Here is a 25,614-nt window from a genome sequence, read left to right as displayed (position 1 = left end):
GGACTGAGCCATGCGCGCCTAGCATGCGCGGCATGGCTTCCTCCGTACCGAACACCGCCCCCCACGCTTCCCTCCCCGCCACCCGCCTCGCGCGCATCACCGCCTGGGCCGGCCCCTACGCGGCGCTGTTCCAGATGGTCCTGCTCGGCCTGGCGCTGCTGTCGCTGTCGCGCCTCGGCCTGGTCGCCTGGCAGTGGGACCGGGTGCGGGCCACCGGCATCGCGCCGAGCGTGTTCGTGCAGGGCGTGCGGGCCGACCTGATCCTGCTCGGTTACTTCGCCGCCGTGCCGCTCCTGTTCGCGCCGCTGCTGGCGCACCGCGCCACCGCCCGCTTCTGGCGCGCCGCCACGCTGGGCTGGGCCACGCTGGCGCTGGTCTTCATCGCCTTCATGGAGCTGTCCTCGCCCCAGTTCATCCTGCAGTACGATGTGCGGCCGAACCGCCTGTTCATCGAATACCTGGCCTATCCGCGCGAAGTCTTCGCGACCTTGTGGAATGGCTTTCGCATCGCGCTGGTGCTGGGCTGCGGCCTCACCGTCGTGATCGGCGCCGCCATCTTCTCGCTGCTGCGGCGCGCGGCGCGCGGGTCCGGCGCCTGGCCGGCGCGGCGCCTGCTGCTGTTCTGGCCTGTGCTCTGCTTGCTGGTCGCGATGCAGGTGCGCTCGACCCTCGGCCACCGCCCGGCCAACCCGGCGCTGTTCGCCCTGAGCGGCGACTCGCTGGTGAATTCCCTCATCATCAATTCCGCCTGGTCGGTGCTGGACGCGGCCGGCGCGATGCGCAGCGAGTCCAGCTCGTCCGAGATCTACGGCGCGATGCCGCGGGCACAGGTCCTCGACACGGTGCGCGCCGCGCCCTGGCTGCGCACCGCCCGCTTCGACCAGCCCGGCCTTCCCACCCTGCACCGGCAGCAGGCGGCGGTGACGCGCGCACGGCCGCTGAACCTGGTGATCGTGCTGGAAGAAAGCCTGGGCGCGACCTTCGTGGAGTCGTTAGGGGGCCTGCCGGTCACGCCGGAGCTGGAAAAGCTGAAGAGCGAGGGCTGGTGGTTCGAGCAGCTGTACGCCACCGGCACCCGCTCGGTGCGCGGCATCGAGGCGGTGGTGGCGGGCTTCGCGCCGACGCCGGCGCGCAGCGTGGTCAAGCTCTCGCTGGCCCAGCGCAACTTCTATACGCTGGCCGACGGCCTGGGGCGCGCCGGCTACCACACCGAATTCGTCTACGGCGGCGAAGCGCACTTCGACAATATGCGCGGCTTCTTCACCGGGAACGGCTTCAGTCAGGTGGTCGACCTGCCGCAGATGCAGCCCCGTTTCGTGGGCAGCTGGGGCGCCTCGGACGAAGACCTGTTCGACAAGTCGCTGGCGCGCCTGCGGTCGCTGCACGACGCCGGCAAGCCCTTCTTCAGCCTGATCTTCACCTCCTCCAACCACGAACCCTTCGAGTACCCGGACGGCAGGATCACGCCGCACGACGCGGCGAAACAGACCGTCAACAACGCGGTCAAGTACGCCGACTACGCGCTCGGCAAGTTCATCCGCGCGGCGAAACAGGAGAGCTACTGGAAGGACACCGTGTTCCTGATCGTGGCCGACCACGACAACCGGGTCTACGGCGACGCCCTGGTGCCGGTCAAGAAGTTCCACATCCCCGGCCTGATCCTCGGCGCCGACGTCCAGCCGAAGCGCATCCGGCCCATCGCCAGCCAGATCGACCTGGCGCCGACCCTGCTGTCGCTGCTGGGCGTGTCGAGCACGCACCCGATGATCGGGCGCGACTTCGCGCGCGACAGCGAGTCGCCGGGGCGGGCGCTGCTCCAGTTCAACAATATCTTCGCCTACCTGGAGGGGGCGTCGGCGACCATCCTGCGTCCCGGCGCGGCGCCGCTGCTGGGCCGCTACGACGCCGCCACCGGCGTGCTGGATCCGCATGCGGGCACGCCGAGCCGTGCGCAGGCCGAGCGGGCGCTCGCGCACGTGCTGCTGCCGTCGCTGCTGTACCGCGAGCAGCGCTACCGGGCGGCGCCCTGAACGGTCCGGGCCCGAAACAAAGCTGCAACAAACCGGCCGGCCGCCGGTACTCTTTTGTCTATCGTTCCTGCTAAGATGGCTGCGCCACGCCACCGACCCGGGACGACAAGATGCTTGCACCATTCGCGCGCCTGCTGCTTGCCTTCGCATTCGCCTTCTCCCTCCTGAGCGGATGGGCCCGGGCCGCGCCGTCGCAGGAAACCGGCCATGCGCGCGCCAGCCTGCTGGTCCATGCGCCGGAGGGCGTCAAGGCCGGCGCCACGGTCTGGCTCGGCCTGCGCATCGAGCACCAGCCGCACTGGCATACCTACTGGCGCAACCCGGGCGACTCCGGCCTGCCGACCACCATGGCCTGGACCCTGCCGGCCGGGTTCGAAGCCGGCGACATCGCCTGGCCGACTCCGAAGCAGCTCCCGCTCGGCCCCCTGATGAACTACGGCTACGACGGCGACCTGCTGCTGCCGGTGCGCCTCACCGTGCCCGCGAGCTACGCAGGCGCGCCCTCGCCGCTCAAGGTGCGCGCCGACTTCCTGATCTGCGAAGAAGTCTGCATCCCGGAGTTCGCGGAACTCGATCTCGTCCTGCCGGCCGCGCCGCAGGTGTCGCACGCTCCATTGTTCGAGCGCGCCTTCGCCGCCATGCCGCGCCTGGACACCGGCGCCGGCGCCGATGCGCGCCTCGAAGAAGACGCCCTGGTGATCGAGGTCGCGGGCCTGCCCGCCGCCTGGCGCGGCAAGGCGGTGCAGCTGTTCCCGGAAAACGGCGCGGTGCTCGACCATCCGGCGCCGCTCGGCCAGGCCTGGCGCGGCGACGTCCTGCAGCTGCGCGCGCCCCTGTCGGCCCAGCGCAGCGAGAGTCCGGCGGCGATGGAGGCGGTGCTCACGGCGGAACATGCGGCGCCCGGGATCCGCATCGGTTTCGACATCGCGGGCGCGTGGCCGCAGCCCGGCGCCGCGGCGGCGCCTGCGCCGGCGGCGGCGCCTGCGCCGGTGGCAGCGAGCGCGCCCGTGCCCCAGGCTTCAGACCGGTCCTGGCTGGCGGTGCTCGCCTTCGCCTTCCTCGGCGGCGCCATCCTCAACCTGATGCCCTGCGTGTTCCCGGTGCTGTCATTGAAGGTGCTCGGCTTCGCCCAGCATTGCGGCGAGCGCAGGCGCATCGTCGCGGGCGGCTTCGCCTACACGGCCGGCGTGATCGTCTCCTTCCTGCTGCTGGCGGGCCTGCTCCTGCTGTTGCGCGCCAGCGGCGAGCAGCTGGGCTGGGGCTTCCAGCTGCAGTCGCCGCCGGTCGTCGCGGCGCTCGCCATCCTGTTCACCCTGATCGGCCTGAACCTGGCCGGCCTGTTCGAGTTCCGCCACCTGCTCCCGAACCGCATCCTCAACGCGCGCGCCCGCAACCCGGTGGCCGACGATTTCCTGACCGGCGTGCTGGCGGTGGCGGTCGCCTCGCCCTGCACCGCCCCCTTCATGGGCGCGGCGCTCGGCGCGGCGCTGTCCTGGCCGGCGCTCCAGGCGCTGTCGGTGTTCGCCATCCTCGGCGCCGGCATGGCCGCGCCCTACCTCGCCGCCAGCCTGTTCCCGGCCTTCGCGCGCATGCTGCCGCGCCCGGGGCCGTGGATGGCGCGCTTCAAGACCTTCATGGCCTTCCCGATGTTCGCCACCGTGGTCTGGCTGCTGTGGGTGCTCGGCCAGCAGGCCGGTATCGATGCGATCGCGGGCCTGCTCGGCCTGCTGGTGGCGGGCGCCTTCGCCCTGTGGGTGCTGGGGATCCCGGCGCGCGGCGCGGCGGGGCGATGGATCGGCGTCGGCGCGGCGGCGATCGCGGTCGCGGGCGCGGCAAGCTGGTCATGGCCGGCGCTGCGCGGGGCGCCCGTGACCGCGGCCGCGGAAAGCGGCTGGCAGCCGTGGTCGCCGCAGGCGGTGCGGGAAGCGCGCCAGGCCGGACGCCCGGTCTTCGTCGACTTCACCGCCGCCTGGTGCGTCACCTGCCAGTACAACAAGCGCACCACCCTCGCCGATCCGGGCCTGCTGCAGGACTTCCGCGCCAGGAACGTGGTGCTGCTGCGCGCCGACTGGACCCGGCGCGACGAGACCATCACGCAAGCCCTGAAGGAACTCGGCCGCAGCGGCGTGCCGGTGTACGCGCTCTACCGCGACGGCGCGCCGCAACCGACGCTGCTGTCGGAACTGCCGAGCGTGGATGAAGTACGGCAGGCCCTGGCCGCGCCTTGACTTACGATACGTTCCCGATGCATGTGCAGTCCCACCAACCCAAGGAGGATTTCATGAAGCGCACCACCATCGCAAGCTCCCTGTTCGCCGCCGCCATGCTGCTCGCCGGCGCCGCCCAGGCCGAGGCCGTGGTCGGCCAGGCCGCACCAGGCTTCTCCGGCGTCGACAGCGCCGGCAAGCCGGTCTCGCTCAACCAGTTCAAGGGCAAGTACGTGGTGCTCGAATGGGTCAATCCCGAGTGCCCCTTCGTCAAGAAGCACTACGACGGCGGCAATATGCCGGGCGTGCAGAAGTACGCGGCCGGCAAGGGCGTGGTGTGGGTGGCGGTGAACACCAGCCCCGAAGGCGGCGACCGCGGCGCGAAAGCGAGCGCCGTGAACGACTGGCTGAAGGCCAAGGGCGCGGCGCCCACGGCCACCGTGATGGACGTCGGCGGCGCGATCGGCAAGGCCTACGGCGCGCGCACCACGCCGCACATGTACCTGATCGACCCGAGCGGCAAGCTGGTCTACGCCGGCGCGATCGACAGCAAGCCCACCGCCAACCCGGCCGACATCAAGACCGCCACCAACTACGTGGTCCAGGCGATCGACGATGCGCTGGCCGGCAAGCCGCTGGCGCAGGCGGTCACCAAGCCCTACGGCTGCTCGGTCAAGTACGGCTGAGCCGCCGGCATGCGCGCAGGATAATCGTTCCCCGCCCCGGCTTTTGCGGCCGGGGCGCTGCTATGATGGCCGCACCACATCAACAAGGGGATATCCGAATGCGTCGTCCACGTGCTTCTCGCCTGTTATCGCGCCGTTCCGTGCTTGCCGCGGCGGCAAGCCTGGCAGTCCTGCTGCCGGTTTCCAGCGCCTTCGCGGCGCCCTTCGAATCGAACCGCATCACCGTCATCTCCGTCGGCGCGGGCCCCGACGTGGTCCTGATCCCGGGCCTGAACTCCTCGCCGCGCGCCTGGGCCACCACGGTGGCCGCGGTGCCGGGCTACCGCTACCACCTGGTGCAGCTGTCGGGCTTCGCCGGCCAGCCGGTGGGCGGCAACAAGGAAGGCGACGTCGCCGCGCCGGTGGCGGAAGAAATCGCGCGCTACATCAAGGACGCCGGCCTGAAGCAGCCGGCGGTGATCGGCCACTCGATGGGCGGCACCATGGGCCTGATGCTGGCGGCGCGCCATCCGGATGCGCTGTCGAAGCTGATGGTGGTCGACATGTACCCCTACCTCGGCACCTTCTTCGCCGGCCCCGGCGCGGGCCCCGACAAGGTCGCGGCGGTGGCCGACGCGATCGCCGCCGGCAACCTGGCGGCCAGCCCCGAGCAGCGCCGCCAGCGCGCCAACGAGACCATCGCCGGCATGGTCGACACCGCCGACATGCGCCCCGGCGCGATCGACGATTCGATGAGCAGCGACGCGGGTGTCAGCACGCGCGCCTTCCGCGAACTGCTGGTGACCAACCTGATTCCGGAACTGTCGAAGATCAGCAAGCCGGTGACCGTGCTCTACGTGCAGCCGAAGACCGTGCCGCTGCCGGCCGAGCAGTTCGATGACGTGTACAAGAGCGCGTATGCGCCGGTGCGGCAGCTGACCTTGAAGCGTATTCCGGACAGCGCCCACTTCATCATGTGGGATCAGCCGCAGCGCTTCCAGGGCGAGGTCAAGGCCTTCCTGGCCGAGCCGTGATGCTGTTGTAGGGTGGGCCTGGGCGGCCCCGCGTTCCTCCGCCCACGCGTTCAGCTCCCGGATGAGCTGTCCCTGCGCCCCCCGTAGTTGGACGCGCGCACGGCGAAGCCGTGCACCCTACCGTTCAGGCCTGGAGCTGGGCGCGCAGCGTCTCGATGAAGCGCGCCTTGTCGAACAGCGTCAGGACTTTCGTATCCCCCCCGCCTTCCGCCGGCACTTCCAGCACCTCGCCCGCATCGCGCCGCATGTCCTGCGGGCCGTTCAGCTTCAAGAGCTGCGGCGACGGACGGCGCTGGCTGTCCGGCAGCGACAGGATGGTGTCGACGTGGTCGACGATGATGCCGTAGCGTTCGTCGCCGTGCTCGAGCACCAGGATGCGGCGCTCGGTGGTGCCGCTGGACGCCGGCATGCCGTACAGGCGGCGCAGGTCGATCACGCACACCATCTGCTGGCGCAGCTGCATCATGCCGTGCACGCACTCCGGCATGCCGGGCGGGCGCGTCACATTCTCGGCGAAAGGCACGATCTCGCGCACCTGCTTGATGTCGGTGGCCCAGCCGGTGTCCAGCGAGAAGGCCAGGTAGACCTGGCGCCGGCCAACCGCGCTCGAGGCCTGGCCGGCGGCCTTGACCTGGTCCTGGTACAGGCGCCGGTGGCCGGAGCAGATCTCCGACACCTCGGCGTCCGAGAAGATCTGCGCATGCGCCAGGAAGATCGCATCGGCGCCGTCCGGATCCGGCAGGCAGCCGCGGAACATGCCGGCGCGGCGCGTGCCGAGCATCGGGATCGGCAGGATGTCGCTGTCGAAGTAGGGCCGGATGTCGTCCACCGAATCCACCAGCAGGCCCAGGCGGTCGTCGCCGACGCGCACGATCAGCACGCGCTGGTCCTCGCCCGCCTGGCCGCTGCCGGCCTGCAGCAGAGCCGCGAAATCGACCACGCCGACCGGCGCGCCACGCAGGTTGAACCAGCCCTTGCAGAGCTTGCCCAGCATGACCGATTCGTTCAGTTCCGGCACGCGGATGATTTCCTGCACCGCTTCCATGGCCAGCGCGAAGTGCATGCCGCCGACGCGGAAGGCGATGCATTTATGCCCCTGCGCCTGGCGCAGGAAGCGCTGGCGCTCGGCGTTGCGGGTGGCGTTCGACAGCGAGCGCACCTGCGGCACGTTGTCGATGCGGATCAGGGCCGCCGGGTCGAGCACCTGCAGCATGCGCTCGCCGCCGTCGAGCGTGATGGCGCCCTTGATCACGGCCTGGCCGCCCTCGTAGCGCAGGGTGCTGCGCTGCTCGGGGGCGACGCGCAACACCTCGCCGGTCATGTCGAACACCAGGCCGACCTGCACGTCCTCGTGGTCGATGATGGCGACGCGCTGCTCGCTGGACGAAGCCGGCGCCTGCGGGTCGAAGATGCGCGCCAGGTTGACCATCGGGATGGCGACGCCGCGCAAGGTGAAGATGCCTTCCAGGTAGGGCGGCGATAGCGGGATCGGGGTGATCCGGTAGGGCGAGCGCACCACTTCGCGGATGCAGTCGGCGTCGATCGCGAACTCCTGGCCGCCGAGGTAGAAGGTGCCGAACAGTTCCATGCCGGCGGCTTCCTGCAGCGCGCGCGCGCCGAGGGCGATCGCCTGGGCGCGCGCCGCCACCGCGGCCTGCACTTCCGGCGACGAGATCAGTTGGGGAGAGGCGTTCATGCGAAGGCCTCCTGCGGCTCGCCGACGCGCACCACTTCGAATGTCTGGCGCTCGCAATCGATGCTGATGCGGCGGCCGCGGCTGCCGCCGACGTCCTGGAACGCCACGTTCAGGCCGCGGCTGGCCAGGTGTTCGCGCGCGGCGGCGATGTTGCGGCGTCCGACCTGGTGGTCGGCGCCGTGGGTGCGCAGCATGTGGGCGCCGCCGGCGACGACCACCTCGACCTCGCCGTAGTGCTCGCGGCGCACGCCCATCGCGGCCAACAGGCCGGGAATGGCGGCGCTGACGTAGCGCGCGCCGCTGCCGGCAGTGTCCACGCTGTCCGGCAGGAAGCAGTGCGCCAGGCCGCAGCGGCCGCGCGCGCGCCAGATGATGCCGATGCCGACGCAGGAGCCGAGCAGCGCGGTCAGGACGTCCTCGCCCGCGCCGACGCGCATCTGGCCGCTGTACACGTGGCGGGTGTGCTCGATGTCCATGCGCGCGCGAGACTGCGGCAGCGCCGGCGGCGGCGCGGTCCTTGCCGCGTGATTGAAAGCCTGCGTAGTTGCGAACATCATGCGCCCTCCCCGGCGATGCGATAAACGTGATGCTGTTCGAATTCGAACGGCGTGGCGATGCGGCTGATGGTTTCCTGCTCGCCCAGCACGAGGCGGCCCCTAGAGCGCATGGCGACGCGCACCTGGCGCAGCGCGCGTTCCTGGGTCGCTTCGTCGAAGTAGATCAGGACGTTGCGCAGCATGACCAGGTCGAAATGCCCGCGCATCGGGGCGGGCCCCAGCAGGTTGTGCTCGGCGAAGGTGACGCACTCGCGCAGGGCCGGCGTGACGACGTATTCGCCGGCTGCGGCGCCTGGGGCCATGTACTTGGCGAACAGCGCCGGGTGCGCCGCCTGAAAACGTTCGGCCGAGCGGCCGCCGTAGCTGCCGCTCCTGGCCTGGGCCAGCGCTTCGCTCGCGATGTCGGTGGCATGGATCGCGTAGCGGAAGTTCGGATGGCGTTCACGCAGCTCGGCGCACAGCATGGCCAGCGAATACGCTTCCTCGCCGGTGGCGGCGGCCGCCGACCAGATGCGCAGCACGCCGCCGTCGGCGTTGTTGCGCCAGGCGTCGAGGAAGCTGCTCTCCAGCCAGCGCCACACCGCCGGCGTGCGGAAGAAGGCGCTGTCGTTGGTGGTGACCATGTTCACGAAGGCCTCGACTTCCGGGCCGCCCGCTGCGACGCGGGCGACGTAGTCGCGGTAGCTGGTGAGACCCAGGGCGCGCATGCGCGGCAGCAGGCGGCCTTGCAGCAGCACGCGCTTGTGCTCGTTCATCGCGATGCCGGTGTGCTGGCGCACCAGGGCGATCACGCTATGCAGGGTGTCGTCGGCGAGTTCCATCGGCTCAGACCATGAAGCGGCTGACGGCGTGGCTGAGGCGCTCGGCGTTCTCGTTCAGGCCTTCGGTCGAGCGGGCGATGCTGTCGCAGCTGCCGGCCGATTTCTCGGTTTCCTGGGCGATGTAGAGGATCGCGGCGCTGACTTCCTTGGCGGTCAGCGACTGCTCGCTGGCGCTCGACGAGATGTCCGAGATCGCCTGCGAGGTGCGCGCCACGCCGGCGGCGATGCGGTCGAACGCTTCGCTGGCCTGGCGCGAGATGTCGCTGCCCTGGGCCACGCGGCGCACCGATTCGTTGATCAGCTTCGAGATTTCCTTGGTCGCCTGCGAGGAGCGCTCGGCGAGCTTCCTCACTTCGTCCGCCACCACCGAGAAGCCGAGGCCGTGTTCGCCGGCGCGCGCCGCTTCGATCGCGGCGTTGAAGGCGAGCATATTGGTCTGGCTGGCGATGTCGCCGATCACCTTGACGATCTCGCCGATGTCTTCCGACGACTGGTTGATCATGCCCATCGCTTCGATCGAACGGGCGATCGCGTTGGCGCCCAGCTCCGCTTCGTTGCGGGTGGCCTGGGCCAGGGCGTTGGCGTCCTGGGTGTTGCGGGCGATGCTGCCGATCGAGGCGGTCAGGCCGTCGACCGAGGCGTTCATCTCTTCCACCGTGGCGCCGAGGGCCTGGGCGCTGGCGGCGACGGTGTTGGAACGGTCGGCGATGGTGCGCGAGGATTCCGACAGGCGGTCGGCTGCGCCGACGACGTCGCCGATCACGCTGCGCAGGTCGCCGATCATCTTCATGACGCCGCGCGCCAGCTGGTCGAGCGGCTCGTCGCCGTCGATCTGGACGTCGCCGGTCAGGTCGCCGCGCGCGGCGCGCGCCACCTGTTCCAGCAGGCTGTCGACCTTGCGGCGCTCGAGCTGGGTGCGGTTGACCGCGGCCTGCTCCAGCATCACCTGCTCGGTGATGTCGGTGGCGAACTTCACCACCTTGACCGGACGGCCCGAGAGGTCGAAGATCGGGTTGTAGGTCGCCTGGATCCAGACCACCTTGCCGTCGTTGCCGATGCGCTTGTAGCGGCCTTCGTCGTACTCGCCGCGGCCCAGCTTCTGCCAGAACTTGCGGTAGGCGGCGCTGGCCGCGTATTCGTCGTCGCAGAACACGCGGTGGTGCTCGCCCTCGACGTCGGCCAGCTGGTAGCCGAGCAGGTCGAGGAAGTTTTCGTTGGCGCACAGGAGCACGCCGTCCATGTCGAATTCCACCACCGCCTGCGACTTGCGCATCGCGGCGACCATGCCGGCGGATTCGCCATTGCGGCGCTTTTGTTCGCTGACGTCGGTCGCGAACTTCATGACCTTGACGATGCGCCCCGCTTCATCGAGGATCGGGTTATAGGACGCATTGATCCAGACTTCCTTGCCGCCCTTGCCGAGACGCTTGTACTCGGCGCGCTCCAGCTTGCCGCAAGCCAGGTCGGCCCAGAACTGCACGTACTCTTCCGATTCGACGAAGGACGGCTCGCAGAACATCGCGTGGTGCTTGCCGACGATCTCGTCGGCCGCATAGCCGGTCAGCGCCAGGAAGTTATCGTTGGCGCGCAGGATGGTGCCGTCGAGGCCGAACTCGATCAGGGCCTGGGCACGGTCCAGGGCGCCGTGGATGGCGCGCAGTTCGTTGATATCTTTCGATTCCGGAAGCGTAGTCTGCATGGTTGTGTGATGGTTGGGACAGTGGACAAGCGAGTTGCCGCTTGGAATGTCGCTATCATCACAGAAAACGCAAAATCAGTAAATCCGGTAAAAACGAAAATCGCTGATTTGTTGGTTTTGTTGCGCTTCCGAAACACATTTTATGCGGCAAGCATGCGCCAGCACTTACACGAAGGGCCAGGACAGCACTTGCCGCGCGTGCAACACCGCGCGCGCCGGTATATAGCCGATGGCGAAGACCAGCAGCGCCAGGCCCCACAGGCTGCCCAGCAGGGCCAGCCAGGCGCCGCCGACGCTGGCGCCGGCCACCAGCAACATCATCCAGACCTCGATGCTGAGGAAGAATCCGCGTGCTTCGCGCCATGCCTGCAGCATCGACGCGGCGGCATCCCTGATGATCTTGTGATAATGGTCCATGGTGTCCTCGGCATGCATGAAATAAATACGGGAATAAATGCGAAAAATGAAAGCTCGACGCCAGAAATGACAATCGCCGACACAGGCCGGCGATTCGAGGAGCATATGATACGCTGCGGTGCAGCATATTGGCGTATAGCAATATTTAGCGTTGCGCGGAACGATGCAGCTGGACCACGGACGCCTTCACGCCCGGATGCCGGAATTCTTCCAGCAGCACCGCGGTTTCGGCGCGGGCGCGCGCCATGTTCGCCGCCTTCACGTGGCCGTAGCCGCGGATGGTCTCCCCCACCCCGGCCAGCTTGAGCGCCGCGGCGCGGTTTTCCAGGGTGAGGCCGGTCGCGAGCATGTCCGCCAGCGCCAGCCAGTCGTCGCGCAGGCGGCGCTCGGCGCGCCGCTCGTGGGTGTAGCCGAAGGGGTCGAGCGCGGTGCCGCGCAGGACTTTCAGGGGCTTGAGCAGGCGGAAGGCGCTGCGCATCCAGGGACCGAAGCGCATCTTGGCGGGGACGTCCGTGCCGGGCTTGCGCCGCGCCAGCAACGGCGGGGCCAGGTGGTACTCGACGTGGAAATCGCCCTCGAACTGCTGGCCGAGGCCCTCGAGGAAGCCGGTGTCGAGGTGCAGGCGCGCCACCTCGTACTCGTCCTTGTAGGCCATCACCTTGAACAGGGAGCGGGCCAGGGCCTTGCTGACCGCCCGTTTCGAGCCCGGGCCTTCGATCTCGACTTCGCGCGCCTCCAATCCAGCCACGAGAGCGCGGTACTGCCCTGCGTAGCGCGCGTCCTGGTAGCGCGTCAGCCAGTCGGCGCGGAAGGCGACGATGTCGTCCAGCGATGCCGGCGGCGTGAACTGGATCACCTTGGCCGGCTGCGCCAGGCGCGCGACCGCCTTGGCGTCGGCCGCCACCAGGCGTCCCAGCAGGAAGGCCTTCTTGTTCATCTCGACGGCGACGTTGTTCAATTCGATCGCGCGCATGAGGGCCGGCAGGCCGACCGGGACCAGCCCGAGCTGCCAGGCCGCGCCCATGATCAGGATGTTGGCGCCGATCGGGTCGCCCAGCACGCCGGCGGCGACTTCCTGGGCGTTCAGGCGCAGGGCCGGGCCGCCCGCGTCCTCGATCTTGGCCAGCAGGTCGTCCTTGCGGATGTCGGCGTCCGGATCGCGCGTGAACTCGGCGGTCGGGGTTTCGTTCTCGTTGGCGACTACGCGGGTATGGCCGCGCCGCATGACGGCCAGCGCGTCCGGCATGGCGGCCACCACCAGGTCGCAGGCCAGCAGCGCGTCGGCCTGCTGCAGGTCGATGCGCACCTGGTGCAGCTGCCGCGGCGACGGCGCCACCCGCACGTGCGACATCACCGCCCCGCCCTTCTGGGCGAAGCCCATGAAGTCGAGGGTCGATGCGCCCTTGCCCTCGAGGTGGGCCGCCATCGTGATCAGGGCGCCCACGGTCACCACGCCAGTGCCGCCGACACCCGCCACCAACATCTCGAAGGGCTTGGCGAAGCCGTAGGGCGTGGGCAGCGGATAGGCGGCCAGCATCTCTTCCAGCTGGCCGAGCGACAGCGTGGCGGCCTCAGGTTTCTTCAGGGCGCCGCCGATGACCGAGACGAAGCTCGGGCAGAAGCCTTCGACGCAGGAATAGTCCTTGTTGCAGGACGACTGCTCGATCTGGCGCTTGCGGCCGAGCGGCGTCGCCAAAGGCAGGATCGACAGGCAGTTCGACTGCACGCCGCAGTCGCCGCAGCCTTCGCAGACCGCCGGATTGATCACCATGCGGCGCGCCGGGTCGGGGAAGACGACCTTGTCCGGCTTGTTCTTCTTGCGGCGGCGGCGCTTCTCGGCGGCGCAGGTCTGGTCGTAGACCAGCACCGTCACGCCGGCCACCTCGCGCAGGCGGCGCTGGATGGCGTCGAGTTCGGAGCGGTGGTGCACGGTGACGCCGGCGGCCAGCTGCACGCCCGTGTATTTTTCCGGCTCGTCGGTGACGACCACCGCCTCGACCGCGCCCTCGCTCAGCACCTGCTGGACGATCTGCGGCACGCTCAAGGCACCGTCCACCGGCTGGCCGCCCGTCATCGCCACCGCGTCGTTGTACAGGATTTTATAGGTGATGTTGGTGCGCGCGGCGATGGCCTGGCGGATCGCCAGGTAGCCCGAGTGGTAATAGGTGCCGTCGCCCAGGTTCTGGAACACGTGCTTCTCGCGCGTGAAGCGCGAGGCCGCGACCCAGGGCACGCCCTCGCCACCCATCTGCGTGAGCGTGAAGGTGTCGCGCCCCATCCAGCTCGCCATGAAGTGGCAGCCGATGCCGGCCAGCGCGCGGCTGCCTTCAGGGACCTTGGTCGACGTGTTGTGCGGGCAGCCGGAGCAAAAGTACGGGGTGCGCTTGACCATGTCGGCGCCGTTCGACAGCGCATCAAAGCGGCAGAACTGCGGCAGGTGCTGCGCCAGGTCGAGATCGGGGAGCTTCGGCGCCAGCCAGCGCACCAGGGCCGGGGCGATGCGCGAGGGACGCAGCTCGCCCAGCTGCGACAGCAGCGGCGCACCGACGGTGTCGGTCTTGCCGAGCACCTGCGGACGCTGTTCCGGCGCGAGGTTGTACAGCAGGCTTTTCAGCTGGCCCTCGATGACGTCGCCCTTCTCTTCCACCACCAGCACTTCCTGCAGGCCGTCGGCGAAGGCGTGCAGGCGATTGCGCGCCAAAGGGAAGGTCAGGCCCGGCTTGTACAGGCGCAGGCCGGCGGCTTCGAGCTTGTCGAGTCCGAGGCCGATGCGCTCGAGGGCTTCGAGCAGGTCGAGATAGGCCTTGCCCGCCGCGATGATGCCGAGCTTCGCCCCTGGCGCTGCGACCACCAGGCGGTCGATCGAGTTCACGGCGGCGAAGGCATGCACGGCGTCCAGCTTGTCGGCCACACGCTGTTCGATCGCGAGGCTGGGCAGGTCGGGCCAGCGGTAGTGCAGGCCGTCGGCGGGGGCGGCGTAGTTCGCGGGCGTGTGGTAGACGGGCGGCTCCGGCAGTTCGACGACGGCGCCGCCCTCGACGGTTTCCGAGATCGCCTTGAAGCCGACCCAGGCGCCCGAGAAGCGCGACAGCGCCCAGCCGTACAGGCCGAATTCCAGGTACTCCTCGATGTTGGCCGGATTAATGACCGGCATGCCCCAGGCCATGAAGGCGTGATCGGACTGGTGCGGCATCGAGGACGATACGCAGCCATGGTCGTCGCCGGCCACGACCAGCACGCCGCCCAGCTTCGATGAACCGTAGGCGTTGCCGTGCTTGAGGGCGTCGCCGGCGCGATCGACACCCGGGCCCTTGCCGTACCACATGGCGAAGACGCCATCCACGGTGCGGTTCGGGTCGCCGCCGACCTGCTGGGTGCCGAGCACCGCGGTCGCGCCCAGCTCTTCGTTGATCGCGGGGAGGAACTCGATGGCTTTCGCCTTCAGGATGCTGGAGGCGCGCCAGACTTCCTGGTCGACCGCGCCCAGCGGCGAGCCGCGGTAGCCCGAGATGAAGCCGGCGGTGTTCAGGCCGGCCCGTTCGTCCATGGCCTTTTGCATCACCGTCATGCGGATCAGGGCCTGGGTGCCGGTCAGGAAGACCCTGCCCTGGGTACGTTTCAGGTTGTCGTCCAGCCGGTAGCCGGGGTCGGCCAGGCTGGTGTCCGCGGTCCCTTCCCTGCCTGCTACCTCGTCATGCATCGATCCCATCCATTGTCTCCATTGTTCAGCCCTGCGGGGCTTGTGTATGGTGGTAGATGATAGTCTTCGTGCAGAAAATAACGTTTCTAACTTGCCGGGTTTTGGCTGAGAATAGGGAAATTATTTCGCTTTGGAGCCTTGAATGGACAAATCCAACCTCGATCCGGCGTCATTACGCATCCTGCGCGAACTGCAGCAGGACGGCCGCCTGTCCGTCAACGAACTGGCCGAACGTGTCGGCATGTCGGCCTCGCCCTGCTGGCGGCGCCAGAAGGAGCTCGAGGAGAACGGCTTCATCCGCCGCTACGCCGCCCTGCTCGACCGCCGCAAGCTCGAGCTGGGGCTGGTGTGCGTGCTGCACGTGTCCCTGACCCGGCACGAAGCGGGCGTGGTCGACACCTTCGAGGCGCAGATGAAGGCGTGTTCGGAGGTGATGGAGTGCTATGAGGTGACGGGGACGTCGGACTACATCGTCAAGGTGATGGTGAAGGACATGGATGCTTACCACGACCTGCTGCACAACGTGCTGCTGAAACTGCCTGGGGTGTCGCAGCTGAATACCAGCGTAGCGCTGCGGGAGGTAAAGTACGAGACGGCGCTGCCCTTCTGAGAAGCGCGACCGGCCTCAGGTTTCGCTTCGCAGACGGGCCAGGGCATCGATACCGTGTCCGAATGTCAGACCCTATCAGGTGCCTCGAAATCCAACTGCTCGGCCAGACCCACCAACGGATCACCCAGCTTTGCGCGCCGGTCCTCACGCTCCTACTCGGCAAACAGACTGAGCTGGGGTGTCAACATGGTGGCACTCGCTGGCCGGGTGCAATGTCAGGATTCTACTCAGCCGTTGGCATTTCAGCCGAGGTTTTTCGGGGTGGCCTGAGTATAGTAGTTTCCGTCTTGAGCAGTGCTATCGCGGCTAATGCTCACTGGATGTCATCTCATTCTGTCAGCAACGTAAAGAGCTGCAAAACCGCATCAAGGCTCGGGAATCTGAATCCAGATGCCATTACTCCAGTCGGTGATATGGGTCCATGTCACACGCCGAGAACCATGGCTTCGTCCGTGACCGCAGGTTTGGTTCGCCCATTTGCATGTGCATACTGGACGTCCTCCACCTGTTTCCTACGTTGCAAATGGGCATACCGATACTTCTCGTCGCCCCCCAGGTAGATTACCCTCGGGTCGGAAGGCAATGTCGCATCCTTTGCAAAGCCGGCCAATGAATCGTGCACATAATGGTCGAAAAAGTTGATGATAATTTCATCGTCCAACCCCTTGTTATGGATGAACTCGTTCTCAAATGCTTCGATAAGCACTTTATAGTGCGGACGCAGTTCTCGGCGCGTGAACGTGTTTGGCGCACCGCCGGGCGCTCGGTGCTCCGAGTACATGGAGCGAATCGATTGGACATCCGCAATAAGCCGCGCATCGTACATATCTACCATCGAAGCAAAGTTGCTCATGTCCGGTAGAGCATCTCGTCTGGCTTTTGCTTTCAGCAAAGCGTCTCTACGGTCCCCGTGTTCGGCCAGCGCCAAACGCAGCTCAGCGTCGTACCTCGATATTTCATCGGGAGACAGATTGCTGTAATCATTCAGGGCATACCTCTGCCTCCGTTGACGAGCAGCATTCAAAGCTCGCATTGACTTGCGCTCGTTTTCCTCCAAGCCGGCGATTTCCTTGTCAAGAACGGCCCGTTCTCCAGAAAAGTTTGCATGAACGCGTGCGATCTCGTTAGCCTCATCCTGATTTCCATTTTGCTTCCGGCGAATTGCCCGGAAGCGCCATGCGTAATACAGAGCCATATGTGCATTCATCAATGGCCCTAGATTGCTGAGACCCTGCACTTTTGTTTGATAATAGTTGTAGGTTTCCAGAATTTGCGGGCTCATGTCGAAGTCGTCTCGTTGATCGTCCCTCCATGCGCCGCTGCCGACCAAGGGCACGCCGTGTTCCAGTGCGAACTGGTACATGCTATGAAGTGGGACCAACCCCAACTTGGACCGCCCGTCGCTACTGCGCCCGCCTTCGCCTGGCCGATAGCTACCGCCGACATCAGAATGCGCCCCTGGAAAAACAGTTTCGTGAAATTGCTCCGGCTTTATCACCTTGCCTTGTCGCAGGATGCTGACACTATCTACTGGAAACGAGTTACGGATTTCGTGCGCGGCTACAAAATGCCGAACATGCTCCACCATTTCCGGAATCGCCATCTTGCCGCCCCAGTCCTGGTGACCGTCAAAGACTCCGGGAGCAGGATCAGCGCCCGGAAGCGCTCCCTCAGCAAATGCCAGCGATGCAGGCCGTGTTGCGGCGAAGTCCGGGTCTGACAAGCGTGCCGAAATAATATGTTTGAGGCCGCGCATTGCGGCAACCTTGCCAACATTGTTGACGCTCATCGGCAGACCTACCGACGCGACAGTATCGAACAGTCCCATGAAGCGAACACGCAAGCGATGATTTCCTTGCCTGAGGCGCCAACCGTTGTTACTAACGACACCACGCTCAGCGAGGAGGAGGTTGGCGAACGCACGGGCAAGTGCCGCACCTCGGCTAAATCCGAACAAAGCTACATTGATCTCGATGATCTCGTTGCCTGGAGTTCTCGCTCGCTCCAAGTGCGCTTTCAAACGCTCGTCGAATTGTTCGAGCGCCCAATCGAGCCGTGCGTCGCCTAAACGGCCGCTTCCCAATCCCAACGTGCCGCCACCGTCGTCTCCGACTGCACTGAAATAAGTTCCTACTCCAGGAATATATATCCTGTAGATACCCTTGACGAGGTCGTCTTCCACATGAACCCGATAAAGCTTGGCGACATTACTATGTTTTGCCGTACCAACATCGGCATTCATATTGTTGCCGGTGCCGTCGAAGAAAAAACTCAGCCACGGCCGTTGGCGGCAGCTTCCCGGCGGAGGCTCCTGAGCTGCCTGTCTGGCTGCGGCCACAAGCCCAGCACCGGCTGATGGCATGCGCACGACCGGACAGGTTTCCGCCACCAGCATATTTGCCTGATCTGCTCCGCTGCGCAGGGCTGTTGCTTGCGGATTTAATGGAGGCGACTTGCTGTCTCCTACCTGGTCATTGTCCTGGCTTGTCATCATTTGGACACCGTGGATATCTGGTTTTATCTTCCCGCTCCCTGTCCAGCACCAGACGAGGCGGAGATGGATGCTCGGTCGCAGCAACCTGGACCGAGCCATCAGGATAAAAATGGACCTCCATGTAGCGCGCCCGGTCGGTTGCTCGTTCATCGACTTCGACTTCCGCTTCTTTGAAGAAGGGGAACAAACGCTGATGAACCTCGTGCGAATCGCTGGCGCGAACCTTGTAGTAACAGGCACCGGTCTGCCAGCGCACTTTGACCTTGTAACCCTTTACACCTGGCCAATATTTTGCGCAGCAGACGGTGCCGCCTCCACCACCTGCAGGAGAGCTGACATACAGATTTCCTCCTCCCTCACCACCGACACTGAACTCGTTAATATATCGATTGGTGTAGTTGTATCCCACCAGTGATAGGGAAACCTGACGCGGCTCGTTGAAAACCGGTAATGCTCCGGGGCCACCTTGCGAGCTCACGGCCTTACTGCAAGCAAACAGCGCGAGCAACAGCATCATGGCCGTGCACCGTGCAATTAGTTGATTCAAATTTGATTTAATCGCCAACTGAGACTCCTGAAAAACTATCTTTCGTGTTCTGCCACTGCATCGACAAAGCTGATCGATTCCAGACCGACCTTCGCAAGAATTTCGCGCCAGGGCGACAAGTGCGCGAACTCGTCGCCATGCAGTAGCGCCAGGCTGCAATAGAGGGCCACTTCATGGGTTGCGACAACTCCGGCTGCTTCAGCGGCAACCATATGGCGCTCCAGGAAAGCAATCCGTTGTACCGGCGCCATGCGGATGTATGCTTCGGGCAGCATTGATCTCAGCTGTGCCGCAACCTGGTCGATCTCACTGGCGTCCAGCAATGCAAATTCCTGTGCGGCTGACAGTTCCAAGGGAACGAAAATGTCTTCGGACACATGCTGCGCGGGTTGAGTGCGCAGTTGCCCGCGTCGGTCCAGATACCACCAGCAATCTGCCGGATCGAGAAAGCGACAACGCTGTTCTTCGTCGAGCACCGCAATCAGGGCTTCGAATACGCGTGGATCGAAAAAACGCAGCAAGACATCGATTTCGTCCGAAATACGGGCGCGAATCCGTCTTGCGAGACGATCGCCCAACTGGTCCAGTCCCAGGGGAGAGCTGAGCATCAACATGGACGATGCATAGGTGCCATGCTCCTCCAGCCATTTGAGGAAATGAAGATTCGACGAGACAAGAGGGAACAACAGAGGCGCTGCCGACAGTGCCCGTTCCTCTCTGCTTTCGTTGAACAAACTAGTCCAGACAACTCCGGATTGAACGAGATGGCGGTACAGACCCGGCATGCCCGCGTGATCGGCTAGACAAAACAGGCCGTTGCCAGGATGGATGTCCGCAGCGGACCGACAGAACGCGTGCAGATCGAGATAGTTGTGTATGTTCATCGGATGACAAATGGTGCACCGGCTGCTCTCGCCTTGAGCAGGCATTCAACGCAGATCGACTGCGGCATCAAGGGGAGCGCATAGGACATGCTTGCAGGACCGATGAACGACTTCTTCGCTGCATGGATCGTGATGTTACCGGGGCATTGCACCGTGATGTTTCCCCCTTCGATCGTGATATTCGCCCCATCCGCGGTGGACAGCGAGATGCTCTTCGCCGCCGCCCAGTCCACATACGCATTCGCGCTGACGACATCCACTTCTTCGCGGGCCTGCACCTTCAGCACATCGGCCTGCGCCTGCACGTCGATCGCGTCCTTCGCCGCAATCACCTGCAACCCGATGCCACCCTCGCCCGGCTTCACCGCCCCGGCCAGCATGCCGATCGTCTGCCCCCCGTGCACCCGCAGCTGCCCGCCGGTGACGAACTGCGTATCCTGCCCACTCATGAGGGCCACGGTCTCGCCGTTGGACAGCTGCACCGCCTGCCCCGCCGTCACGCCCAATCCCGCCTTCGCCGACATCGCGATCACCGGGTCGGTCGTATGCGGCAGCTTGCACTCCCCGGGCGCCGTGTCCTTCTTCGCCGCGCTCGACCTGGCGGCATCCACGCCTTCGCTTCCCACCATGCCCGACACCGCGTTCAGCATCGCCTGCAGCGGCGCGGCCTTCTCTTCCAGCACGCTGCTCTTGTCTTTCGCAGCGCCGAGATGCGCCGCCAGCCCGACGGTCTCGTGCTTCACCGCCGCATCGCTGAAGCTCTCGCCCAGCTTGACCGCCTGCTTCATCAGCGCGATCCCCGCCACGTTGTCACCCGCCGGCTCGCGCTCGCCCGCGCCATGATTGATGCGATAGCTGCTCACCAGCAGACCGGCATGCGCACGCACGGCCCCATACGCATCGGTACGCAGCTCCGCGCCCACGCCGCGCAGGCTGCCGCGGAAGTTATCGGCGCCATGCACCAGGTGGCCGAGATTGAGCTCGGTGGCGGCCAGCGTGGTGCGCAGCTGCACCCGCCCCTGCGCGTCGGTATCGTCGAACAGCAGCTGGTTGTAGCCGGCGCCGCCGAATTCCTTGCTGCGCACGCCCCACTGGGCGGCGGCGTTGCGGTGGCCGGGGCTGTCGCCCGACGCCCCATGCCACACCGGCGCATTGCCGCCGGCGAGATTGCCCTGGTTTGAGGCCGCATGGTCGCGCGCCGCGCCATACGTCGCGCTGCCGTCCTCCTGGCTGGCCGCGCCGCCCTCGCCCTGGCCGTTGTACACCGCGCCGACGATGAGCGGCCGGTCGATGTCGTTCTCGATGAACTGGACGATCACTTCCTGTCCGATGCGCGGCAGGAACTGGCTGCCGATGCCGCCGCCGGCCAGGCGCTGCGCGACCCGCACCCAGCAGGTCGCGTCGCCGCTGTCCTGCCAATGGAAGCGGATGCGCACCCGTCCCAGACGGTCGCAGTGGATCTCGTCGCTGCCTGTCGGCGTGTCGGCGCCGTCGGGCCCGACCACGATCGCGCTCTGCGCCCCCATCGCGGTCGGACGCGGATGCGCACGGCCGTCGTTCCCTTCCAGCTGCGGGCGCCACGGCAGGTCGTGCGGCAGCGCCTCGAAGCAGTTGGCATAGCCACTCTGCTGCGCCTGGGCGATGGCGAGCGCGAAGTCCGGCAGCGCATCGAGCTCCAGCGCCTCCTGAAGCAGTTCCGGGATCGGCCCGAACAGCTCCGCCAGCGCTTCAGTGGCCCTGGCCGGCAGGTTGTTCACGCCCACGCTGTCGACCCGCAGCACGGTGTACGCCGCTGCCTCGCCCAGGCGCTGCAGGGGCGCGCCGAGGATATCGAGGCGGGTGCCGGCGCGCAAGGTGCGCAGGGTCGAGCGGCCGCGCCACAGCCCGGCGCGCGCCTCGCGCGACTCCATCTGGATGGTCGCATGGCGTTCGGCCTGGGCGCGGTCGGCATAGTGGTACTGGCCCGGCGCGTCATAGGATTCGAGCGGCGGCAACCGCGATGATGGCGCCAGGCGCGAGGGCACGCTGCCGGCCACCGCCTTCTTGGCCTTGTAGTCGTAGCTGAGCAGGGTGGTCGCCGAAGGCCCGATGCGGCGCACGGTGGCCAGCGCCTGCACGGTGTCGCTCAGTTCGCGCGCATGGGCGCCGTGGAAGCGCACGCCGGTCCCGCGGCTGGACGGGTCGTCCGGGATGGCGGCGCCGCTGGTGGTGTCGGCGAACAGCACCATCTCCGGGCCGCCCTCGCCCTGCTCGAAGCGCCAGGCCAGGCCCTCTTCGGCCAGCAGGCGCAGGACGAAGGCCAGGTCGGATTCGCGGTACTGGCAGCAGTAACTGCGCGGCACGGCGCCGGCCATGAACGAGACCGCATCGTCGCTCCAGCGCCAGCGCGCCGCAGGCAGCTGGGCGCCGAACACCTCGTCGACGATGTCGGTGACCTGCTTGTCCTGCCACACGCGGCTGTTGCGCACGTGGGCCAGGCGCCAGATCCAGTGGCTGATGCGCAGCCGGTAGCGCGCGAAGCCGCCTTCGCTGCCCAGCAGCGCCGCCTCGCTGATCTCGCCGGCGAAGGTGCTGCGGGCGCCGTCGGCCAGGCTGATTTCCAGCCCCGCCGGCCGGCCGAGCAGCGCGGCGATGTCGATGTCGGCGCGGGTCGAGAGCGCGATCACGTCGCGCATGCCGACGCCCTGCACCTCGTCGCGCGCCGCGAAAGCTTCCACCAGCAACCCGCCCGAGCCGAGCGCCGGGCTGTCGTCTTCCAGGTTCAGGGCATACAGGCGGGTGGCGCTGGCGAATTGGGCGAGGGCCGCCATGGCCTGGTCGAGCAGTTCACGACGCATGTTCAACTCGATACTTTGGAGATCCGGACCGACTTGCATTCGGCTGCGCCCTTGGCGCTGCCCTGGCACACGCGCACCCGGCAGCGCTGCACTTCGGCGGCGGTGGCGTTGGTGGCGCAGCGCTTGTAGATCTCTTCGGGCGAGCCGGCTTCCGGGGTCTTGGTATGGGCCAGCAACGCGGCCAGCAGGGCGACGTCGTTGTCGACCGGGGCGGCGCGTTTCGGCGCCGCCTTGGCGGCAGGCGCCTGCGCGGGCCTGGCGGCAGGCTTCGGCCTGGCCGGCGCGGCCGCCACGCGCGGCTTGTCGCTGCGTGCGGGCTTGTCCTGGGCCGGTTTGGCCTTGCCGCCATCCTTGGCCGCGCCGTCCTGGCGCGCGGCGGGCGCGGGCGCATCGAGCAGGCTGGCCAGCTCGGGTTTCGACGCGGCCGGCGGCGCGGCGTGCAGCGCGTCGGACAGTTCGTTCTTGCCCTTGATCGCGGCAACGGCAGGCGTGTCGAGCGGGGCCGGCTCTTCTTCCCGGATCAGCGCCGCCGTAGCGATGTCGGGAGGTGCCGGAGCCGGGAGTGCCGCGGTCGGCGCCGGCGCCACGGCCTGCACCGGCGCCGCCGGCATCGACGATGGCGCGTGGGCGGCGGCCAGGGTCGCGTCGGCCGAATCGTTCACACTGCCCAGCGCCAGCCAGGCCAGCGTCGCAATCCCCGCAAAGGCGACGCCGAAGACGGCGGCGCGCACGCCGCGCTGGCGGTCGTGCCGGGGCCGGTCCGGGGCGACGCGCGCAGGCGCGGCCCGGCCGTCGAGCTGGCTGAGGACGCTGCGGTCTTCCTGCGCCGGGGCTGCGCTCCCTGAAAGAAGACTGGGTCGGCCCGCGCCGGGGCGGCGTTCGCTGTCGTGCAAAACACACTCCTCTGTTGAGTTGACCATAACTCTACGTCAAACGTGAAAACGGTGCCAAAAACCAAGTAACCAATTGTGCGTCGCTATGCATTACCCATAATTTCAATCGTGCGGGGAGTTATCGCACTAGAAAGATATACTCTGCGGCAACTGCGTTTCCGTAACAATTCTTAGATAAGGAAAAGTACGTGCTGCTCCTTGCTGTTGCGTTGTACTTCGCACTGGCATGCCTGATCAGCTGGATGCTGCTGTTCCCCACGGGACGCGCCTTCATGCACCAGGCCCTGCTCGGCGCCGGCACACGCATTCAACGGCACTGGCAGTCGATCGCCCGGCGGCGCACGCCGGCCCTCGCATCGACCCGCCGGTCCGGCCGCGATGCCCTCCACGGGGCCGGCCGGTTCCTGCGGCAGCATTATGCAATCTGCATGGCAGGCGTCGTCCTGCTCGCCGCGCCGGCGCTGTTCGCGCTGATCAGCGGTTCGCACACGCGCCTGAGCGGCTTCGAGGACGACACGCGCGAGGTCAACGGCCAGGTCGCGGCCCTGCTCGAGGGCGAAGGGCTGGTGCCGCCGCCGCCCTTGCCGCCGGTGGCGTTCACCACCGCGGAAGTGAGCGAAGCGCGTCCGCTGATCGCCTCGGCGAGCCGCGACTGGGCGATGCTCGACCCCGATTTCGAACAGCGCCTGCTGCTCGCGTTCCGCATCATGAAGGAGAAGCACGGATACGAGATGGTCCTGCTGGAAGGCTACCGCAGCCCCGAACGCCAGCAGAAGCTGGCCGCGATGGGGCCGAGCGTGACCAACGCCGCCGCCTTCCAGAGCTGGCACCAGTACGGCCTGGCCGCGGACAGCGCCTTCCTGCGCAACGGCCGCATCGTGATCACCGAAAAGGATCCCTGGGCCATGCGCGGCTACCGGTTGTACGGTGAAGCGGCGGAATCGGTCGGCCTCACCTGGGGCGGCCGCTGGAAGATGATGGACCTGGGGCATACGGAACTGCGCCGCCCCGGCGTGATGAAGCGGCGCTAGCGAACGGAGAAAAGAACATGGCAGGACCCTTGAACAGGCACAGGCGCGGCCTTCCATCCGCCGCCACCGGCGCCGGCCGGCATACCACGGCGGACCAGGTCTAGCATGCGCGGCTGGCTCAAGGGCGCGCTGCTCTCCTCGTCCGTGTTCGGCGCCAGCTGGCTCGGCGCGGTGTCGTACTGGCGTTCGACCAACCGCATGCCGTCGGTGCTGGACCTGCTCACCTGGCTGGCGCTGCTGCCGCTGGCCCTGCTGCTCGCGTTCTGGGTCGGGCGCCGCATCATGGCGGCGCGCGCCGCGCCCGCGGCCGCCGCCGCGCCGGAAGCGCCGGCCGCCCCGGCCGCGGCGCCGGCCCTGCCCGCGCTGGCGATCCTGGCGGCCGCGGTGCGCACGCCGCACGGGTCCAGCGCGCAGGAGCTGGCCCAGGCCGTCGCCGAAGGACGCGCGCGCGCCGGCCTCGATCCGGAACTGGTGGACGTCGAAGGCTTTCCCGTGATGAGCGCGCGCGCCGGACTGGACGCCATCGCCGAGATCCGGGCCGAGCTGGATGCCTGGCGCAGCGCCGCGGGACTGGCCGACCCGCGCTTCACGCACGAACAATGGCGGGCGCTGGCGCTCGGCGCCGCGGCCGCCGGCGAGCTCCTGATGCAGGCGGCCGGCCATCCGCAGCTGCAGGCCGCGACCGACGGCGCCCATGATGCGGCGGCGCCGCTGCTGCAGATTCACGCCGCGCTCGCATCCGGCTGGAGCGAGGAGCAGCGCACCGTCATCGCCGCCTGGCTGGGGGCGCTCGCGGCGCAGGCCGGATGGCCGGACAAGCGGGTGGAGAGCAGCTGCCTGCCCGTGGGGGCGCCCGCGCTCCTGGCGCGGCTGGCCGATCGAGCACACCATGCCGGCGCACCGGTCTTCGCCATCGTCCTCGACTTCGGCTCGCAGATCGGCGACACCGCCGCGCAGGAGCTGGCGGCGCAAGGCGCGCTGTTCGCCGCCGCCAATCCGCAGGGCCTGATCCCGGGCGAGGCGGCGGCCGGCCTGCTGGTCGCCGACGGCATGCAGGCAGCCGGCTTCGGCCTCCCGGCCACCGCGCTGCAACTGGCGAGCGCGCCGCGCAGCGCGGCCGAGGCCGGCCGCAAGCCGGACGCCGCCCGGCTGCGCAGCCTCGCCACGACGCTGCTGCCGGACGCGGACGACGCGGCCGCCGTCAGCGCCCTGTATGCCGACACCGGCCACCGCAGCGCCGGCCTGATGGAACTCATGAAGTTCGCCCGCGACGCCCTGCCCCACCTCGACCCTGGCCAGGACCTGCACAGCCTCGGCGCGGCCTGCGGCCATTGCGGCCACGGCGACGAGGCGCCCTTCCTGGCCGCCATCGCCCTGGCCCACCAGCACGTACTCGATACCGCCGGCGCCGCCCTGTGCGTCGGCAACGAACACCCATTACAACGCCACGCCGCCCTGGTTCGTCCGGACGCGGCACTTTCCTGACCGAGAA

General features: G+C 67.4%; 18 protein-coding genes. 7 read left to right on the top strand and 11 right to left on the bottom strand.

Annotation, left to right across the window (positions count from 1 at the left end):
- The first annotated feature begins 32 nt into the window (after positions 1–32).
- The 4 genes from LQ564_RS19285 to LQ564_RS19270 all read left to right on the top strand — a co-directional run bounded on the left by LQ564_RS19285 (position 33) and on the right by LQ564_RS19270 (position 5,936).
- A complete protein-coding gene (locus tag LQ564_RS19285; RefSeq protein ID WP_231059736.1) occupies positions 33–2,030 on the top strand; it encodes an LTA synthase family protein in 1,998 nt (665 codons plus the stop codon).
- A gap of 110 nt (positions 2,031–2,140) precedes the next feature.
- The gene (locus tag LQ564_RS19280; protein ID WP_231059735.1) at positions 2,141–4,258 is read left to right on the top strand and encodes a protein-disulfide reductase DsbD family protein; all 2,118 of its coding nucleotides are present in this window, start codon (positions 2,141–2,143) and stop codon (positions 4,256–4,258) included.
- 53 nt (positions 4,259–4,311) lie between these two features.
- Entirely contained in the window at positions 4,312–4,923 is a 612-nt protein-coding gene (locus tag LQ564_RS19275) for a redoxin domain-containing protein (protein WP_231059734.1), read from the top strand.
- A gap of 98 nt (positions 4,924–5,021) precedes the next feature.
- Entirely contained in the window at positions 5,022–5,936 is a 915-nt protein-coding gene (locus LQ564_RS19270) for an alpha/beta fold hydrolase (protein WP_231059733.1), read from the top strand.
- A gap of 124 nt (positions 5,937–6,060) precedes the next feature.
- Here the strand turns inward: LQ564_RS19270 and LQ564_RS19265 are convergent, their stop codons facing one another.
- From LQ564_RS19265 to LQ564_RS19240, 6 genes are all read right to left on the bottom strand, one after another.
- Complete coding sequence (locus tag LQ564_RS19265; protein ID WP_231059732.1) at positions 6,061–7,632, bottom strand: chemotaxis protein CheW; 1,572 nt, start codon at positions 7,630–7,632, stop codon at positions 6,061–6,063.
- A complete protein-coding gene (locus LQ564_RS19260; protein ID WP_231059731.1) occupies positions 7,629–8,189 on the bottom strand; it encodes a chemotaxis protein CheD in 561 nt (186 codons plus the stop codon). Before LQ564_RS19260 ends, LQ564_RS19265 begins: the two co-directional genes overlap by 4 nt.
- Positions 8,186–9,010 (bottom strand): CheR family methyltransferase, encoded by an 825-nt coding sequence (locus LQ564_RS19255; protein WP_231059730.1) that lies wholly within the window; start codon positions 9,008–9,010, stop codon positions 8,186–8,188. The genes LQ564_RS19260 and LQ564_RS19255 overlap by 4 nt, the downstream gene beginning before the upstream one ends.
- A gap of 4 nt (positions 9,011–9,014) precedes the next feature.
- Complete coding sequence (locus LQ564_RS19250; RefSeq protein WP_231059729.1) at positions 9,015–10,709, bottom strand: methyl-accepting chemotaxis protein; 1,695 nt, start codon at positions 10,707–10,709, stop codon at positions 9,015–9,017.
- A 165-nt stretch (positions 10,710–10,874) separates the two neighbouring features.
- Positions 10,875–11,126 (bottom strand): hypothetical protein, encoded by a 252-nt coding sequence (locus tag LQ564_RS19245; RefSeq protein ID WP_231059728.1) that lies wholly within the window; start codon positions 11,124–11,126, stop codon positions 10,875–10,877.
- A 145-nt stretch (positions 11,127–11,271) separates the two neighbouring features.
- Positions 11,272–14,826: an indolepyruvate ferredoxin oxidoreductase family protein gene (locus LQ564_RS19240; protein ID WP_371873520.1), complete on the bottom strand. Its 3,555-nt coding sequence runs from the start codon at positions 14,824–14,826 to the stop codon at positions 11,272–11,274.
- Between the two features lie 142 nt (positions 14,827–14,968).
- On the opposite strand from LQ564_RS19240, the gene LQ564_RS19235 reads away from it, so the two are divergent.
- The gene (locus LQ564_RS19235; RefSeq protein WP_231059726.1) at positions 14,969–15,436 is read left to right on the top strand and encodes an Lrp/AsnC family transcriptional regulator; all 468 of its coding nucleotides are present in this window, start codon (positions 14,969–14,971) and stop codon (positions 15,434–15,436) included.
- Between the two features lie 424 nt (positions 15,437–15,860).
- Here LQ564_RS19235 and LQ564_RS19230 read toward each other — a convergent pair whose 3' ends face one another.
- The 5 genes from LQ564_RS19230 to LQ564_RS19210 form a co-directional block, all read right to left on the bottom strand.
- The gene (locus LQ564_RS19230; protein WP_231059725.1) at positions 15,861–17,930 is read right to left on the bottom strand and encodes a T6SS phospholipase effector Tle1-like catalytic domain-containing protein; all 2,070 of its coding nucleotides are present in this window, start codon (positions 17,928–17,930) and stop codon (positions 15,861–15,863) included.
- Complete coding sequence (locus LQ564_RS19225; RefSeq protein ID WP_231059724.1) at positions 17,908–18,447, bottom strand: DUF3304 domain-containing protein; 540 nt, start codon at positions 18,445–18,447, stop codon at positions 17,908–17,910. Before LQ564_RS19225 ends, LQ564_RS19230 begins: the two co-directional genes overlap by 23 nt.
- Positions 18,448–18,512: 65 nt before the next feature.
- Positions 18,513–19,361 carry a DUF4123 domain-containing protein gene (locus tag LQ564_RS19220; protein WP_231059723.1) on the bottom strand — a complete coding sequence of 283 codons (849 nt, stop codon included), beginning with the start codon at positions 19,359–19,361 and terminating at the stop codon, positions 18,513–18,515.
- Positions 19,358–22,198, bottom strand: coding sequence for a type VI secretion system Vgr family protein (locus tag LQ564_RS19215; protein ID WP_231059722.1), 2,841 nt, complete (start codon positions 22,196–22,198; stop codon positions 19,358–19,360). The genes LQ564_RS19220 and LQ564_RS19215 overlap by 4 nt, the downstream gene beginning before the upstream one ends.
- Before the next feature lie 2 nt (positions 22,199–22,200).
- The gene (locus LQ564_RS19210) at positions 22,201–23,091 is read right to left on the bottom strand and encodes a hypothetical protein (protein WP_231059721.1); all 891 of its coding nucleotides are present in this window, start codon (positions 23,089–23,091) and stop codon (positions 22,201–22,203) included.
- Positions 23,092–23,279: 188 nt separating this feature from the next.
- Here LQ564_RS19210 and LQ564_RS19205 point away from each other — a divergent pair, with 188 nt between their 5' ends.
- Together LQ564_RS19205 and LQ564_RS19200 are read left to right on the top strand one after the other, a co-directional pair.
- The gene (locus LQ564_RS19205) at positions 23,280–24,122 is read left to right on the top strand and encodes a M15 family metallopeptidase (protein ID WP_231059720.1); all 843 of its coding nucleotides are present in this window, start codon (positions 23,280–23,282) and stop codon (positions 24,120–24,122) included.
- Positions 24,123–24,227: 105 nt separating this feature from the next.
- Positions 24,228–25,607 carry a hypothetical protein gene (locus LQ564_RS19200; RefSeq protein WP_231059719.1) on the top strand — a complete coding sequence of 460 codons (1,380 nt, stop codon included), beginning with the start codon at positions 24,228–24,230 and terminating at the stop codon, positions 25,605–25,607.
- Positions 25,608–25,614 lie beyond the last annotated feature (7 nt).

The sequence above is a fragment of the Massilia phyllostachyos genome (assembly GCF_021044825.1).
Taxonomy (GTDB): domain Bacteria; phylum Pseudomonadota; class Gammaproteobacteria; order Burkholderiales; family Burkholderiaceae_D; genus Telluria; species Telluria phyllostachyos.
Note: the sequence above shows the minus strand (reverse complement) of the source record. Positions and strands in the feature narration are given on the sequence as shown.

Excerpts from the sequence above, each read along its gene's own strand:
- LQ564_RS19235 (WP_231059726.1), top strand. The coding sequence starts at position 14,969 with ATGGACAAATCCAACCTCGATCCGGCGTCATTACGCATCCTGCGCGAA.
- LQ564_RS19280 (WP_231059735.1), top strand. The coding sequence starts at position 2,141 with ATGCTTGCACCATTCGCGCGCCTGCTGCTTGCCTTCGCATTCGCCTTC.
- LQ564_RS19275 (WP_231059734.1), top strand. The coding sequence starts at position 4,312 with ATGAAGCGCACCACCATCGCAAGCTCCCTGTTCGCCGCCGCCATGCTG.
- LQ564_RS19250 (WP_231059729.1), bottom strand. The coding sequence starts at position 10,709 with ATGCAGACTACGCTTCCGGAATCGAAAGATATCAACGAACTGCGCGCC.
- LQ564_RS19215 (WP_231059722.1), bottom strand. The coding sequence starts at position 22,198 with ATGCGTCGTGAACTGCTCGACCAGGCCATGGCGGCCCTCGCCCAATTC.
- LQ564_RS19220 (WP_231059723.1), bottom strand. The coding sequence starts at position 19,361 with ATGAACATACACAACTATCTCGATCTGCACGCGTTCTGTCGGTCCGCT.
- LQ564_RS19260 (WP_231059731.1), bottom strand. The coding sequence starts at position 8,189 with ATGATGTTCGCAACTACGCAGGCTTTCAATCACGCGGCAAGGACCGCG.
- LQ564_RS19265 (WP_231059732.1), bottom strand. The coding sequence starts at position 7,632 with ATGAACGCCTCTCCCCAACTGATCTCGTCGCCGGAAGTGCAGGCCGCG.
- LQ564_RS19285 (WP_231059736.1), top strand. The coding sequence starts at position 33 with ATGGCTTCCTCCGTACCGAACACCGCCCCCCACGCTTCCCTCCCCGCC.
- LQ564_RS19270 (WP_231059733.1), top strand. The coding sequence starts at position 5,022 with ATGCGTCGTCCACGTGCTTCTCGCCTGTTATCGCGCCGTTCCGTGCTT.
- LQ564_RS19230 (WP_231059725.1), bottom strand. The coding sequence starts at position 17,930 with ATGATGACAAGCCAGGACAATGACCAGGTAGGAGACAGCAAGTCGCCT.
- LQ564_RS19225 (WP_231059724.1), bottom strand. The coding sequence starts at position 18,447 with ATGATGCTGTTGCTCGCGCTGTTTGCTTGCAGTAAGGCCGTGAGCTCG.
- LQ564_RS19245 (WP_231059728.1), bottom strand. The coding sequence starts at position 11,126 with ATGGACCATTATCACAAGATCATCAGGGATGCCGCCGCGTCGATGCTG.
- LQ564_RS19255 (WP_231059730.1), bottom strand. The coding sequence starts at position 9,010 with ATGGAACTCGCCGACGACACCCTGCATAGCGTGATCGCCCTGGTGCGC.
- LQ564_RS19240 (WP_371873520.1), bottom strand. The coding sequence starts at position 14,826 with ATGCATGACGAGGTAGCAGGCAGGGAAGGGACCGCGGACACCAGCCTG.
- LQ564_RS19200 (WP_231059719.1), top strand. The coding sequence starts at position 24,228 with ATGCGCGGCTGGCTCAAGGGCGCGCTGCTCTCCTCGTCCGTGTTCGGC.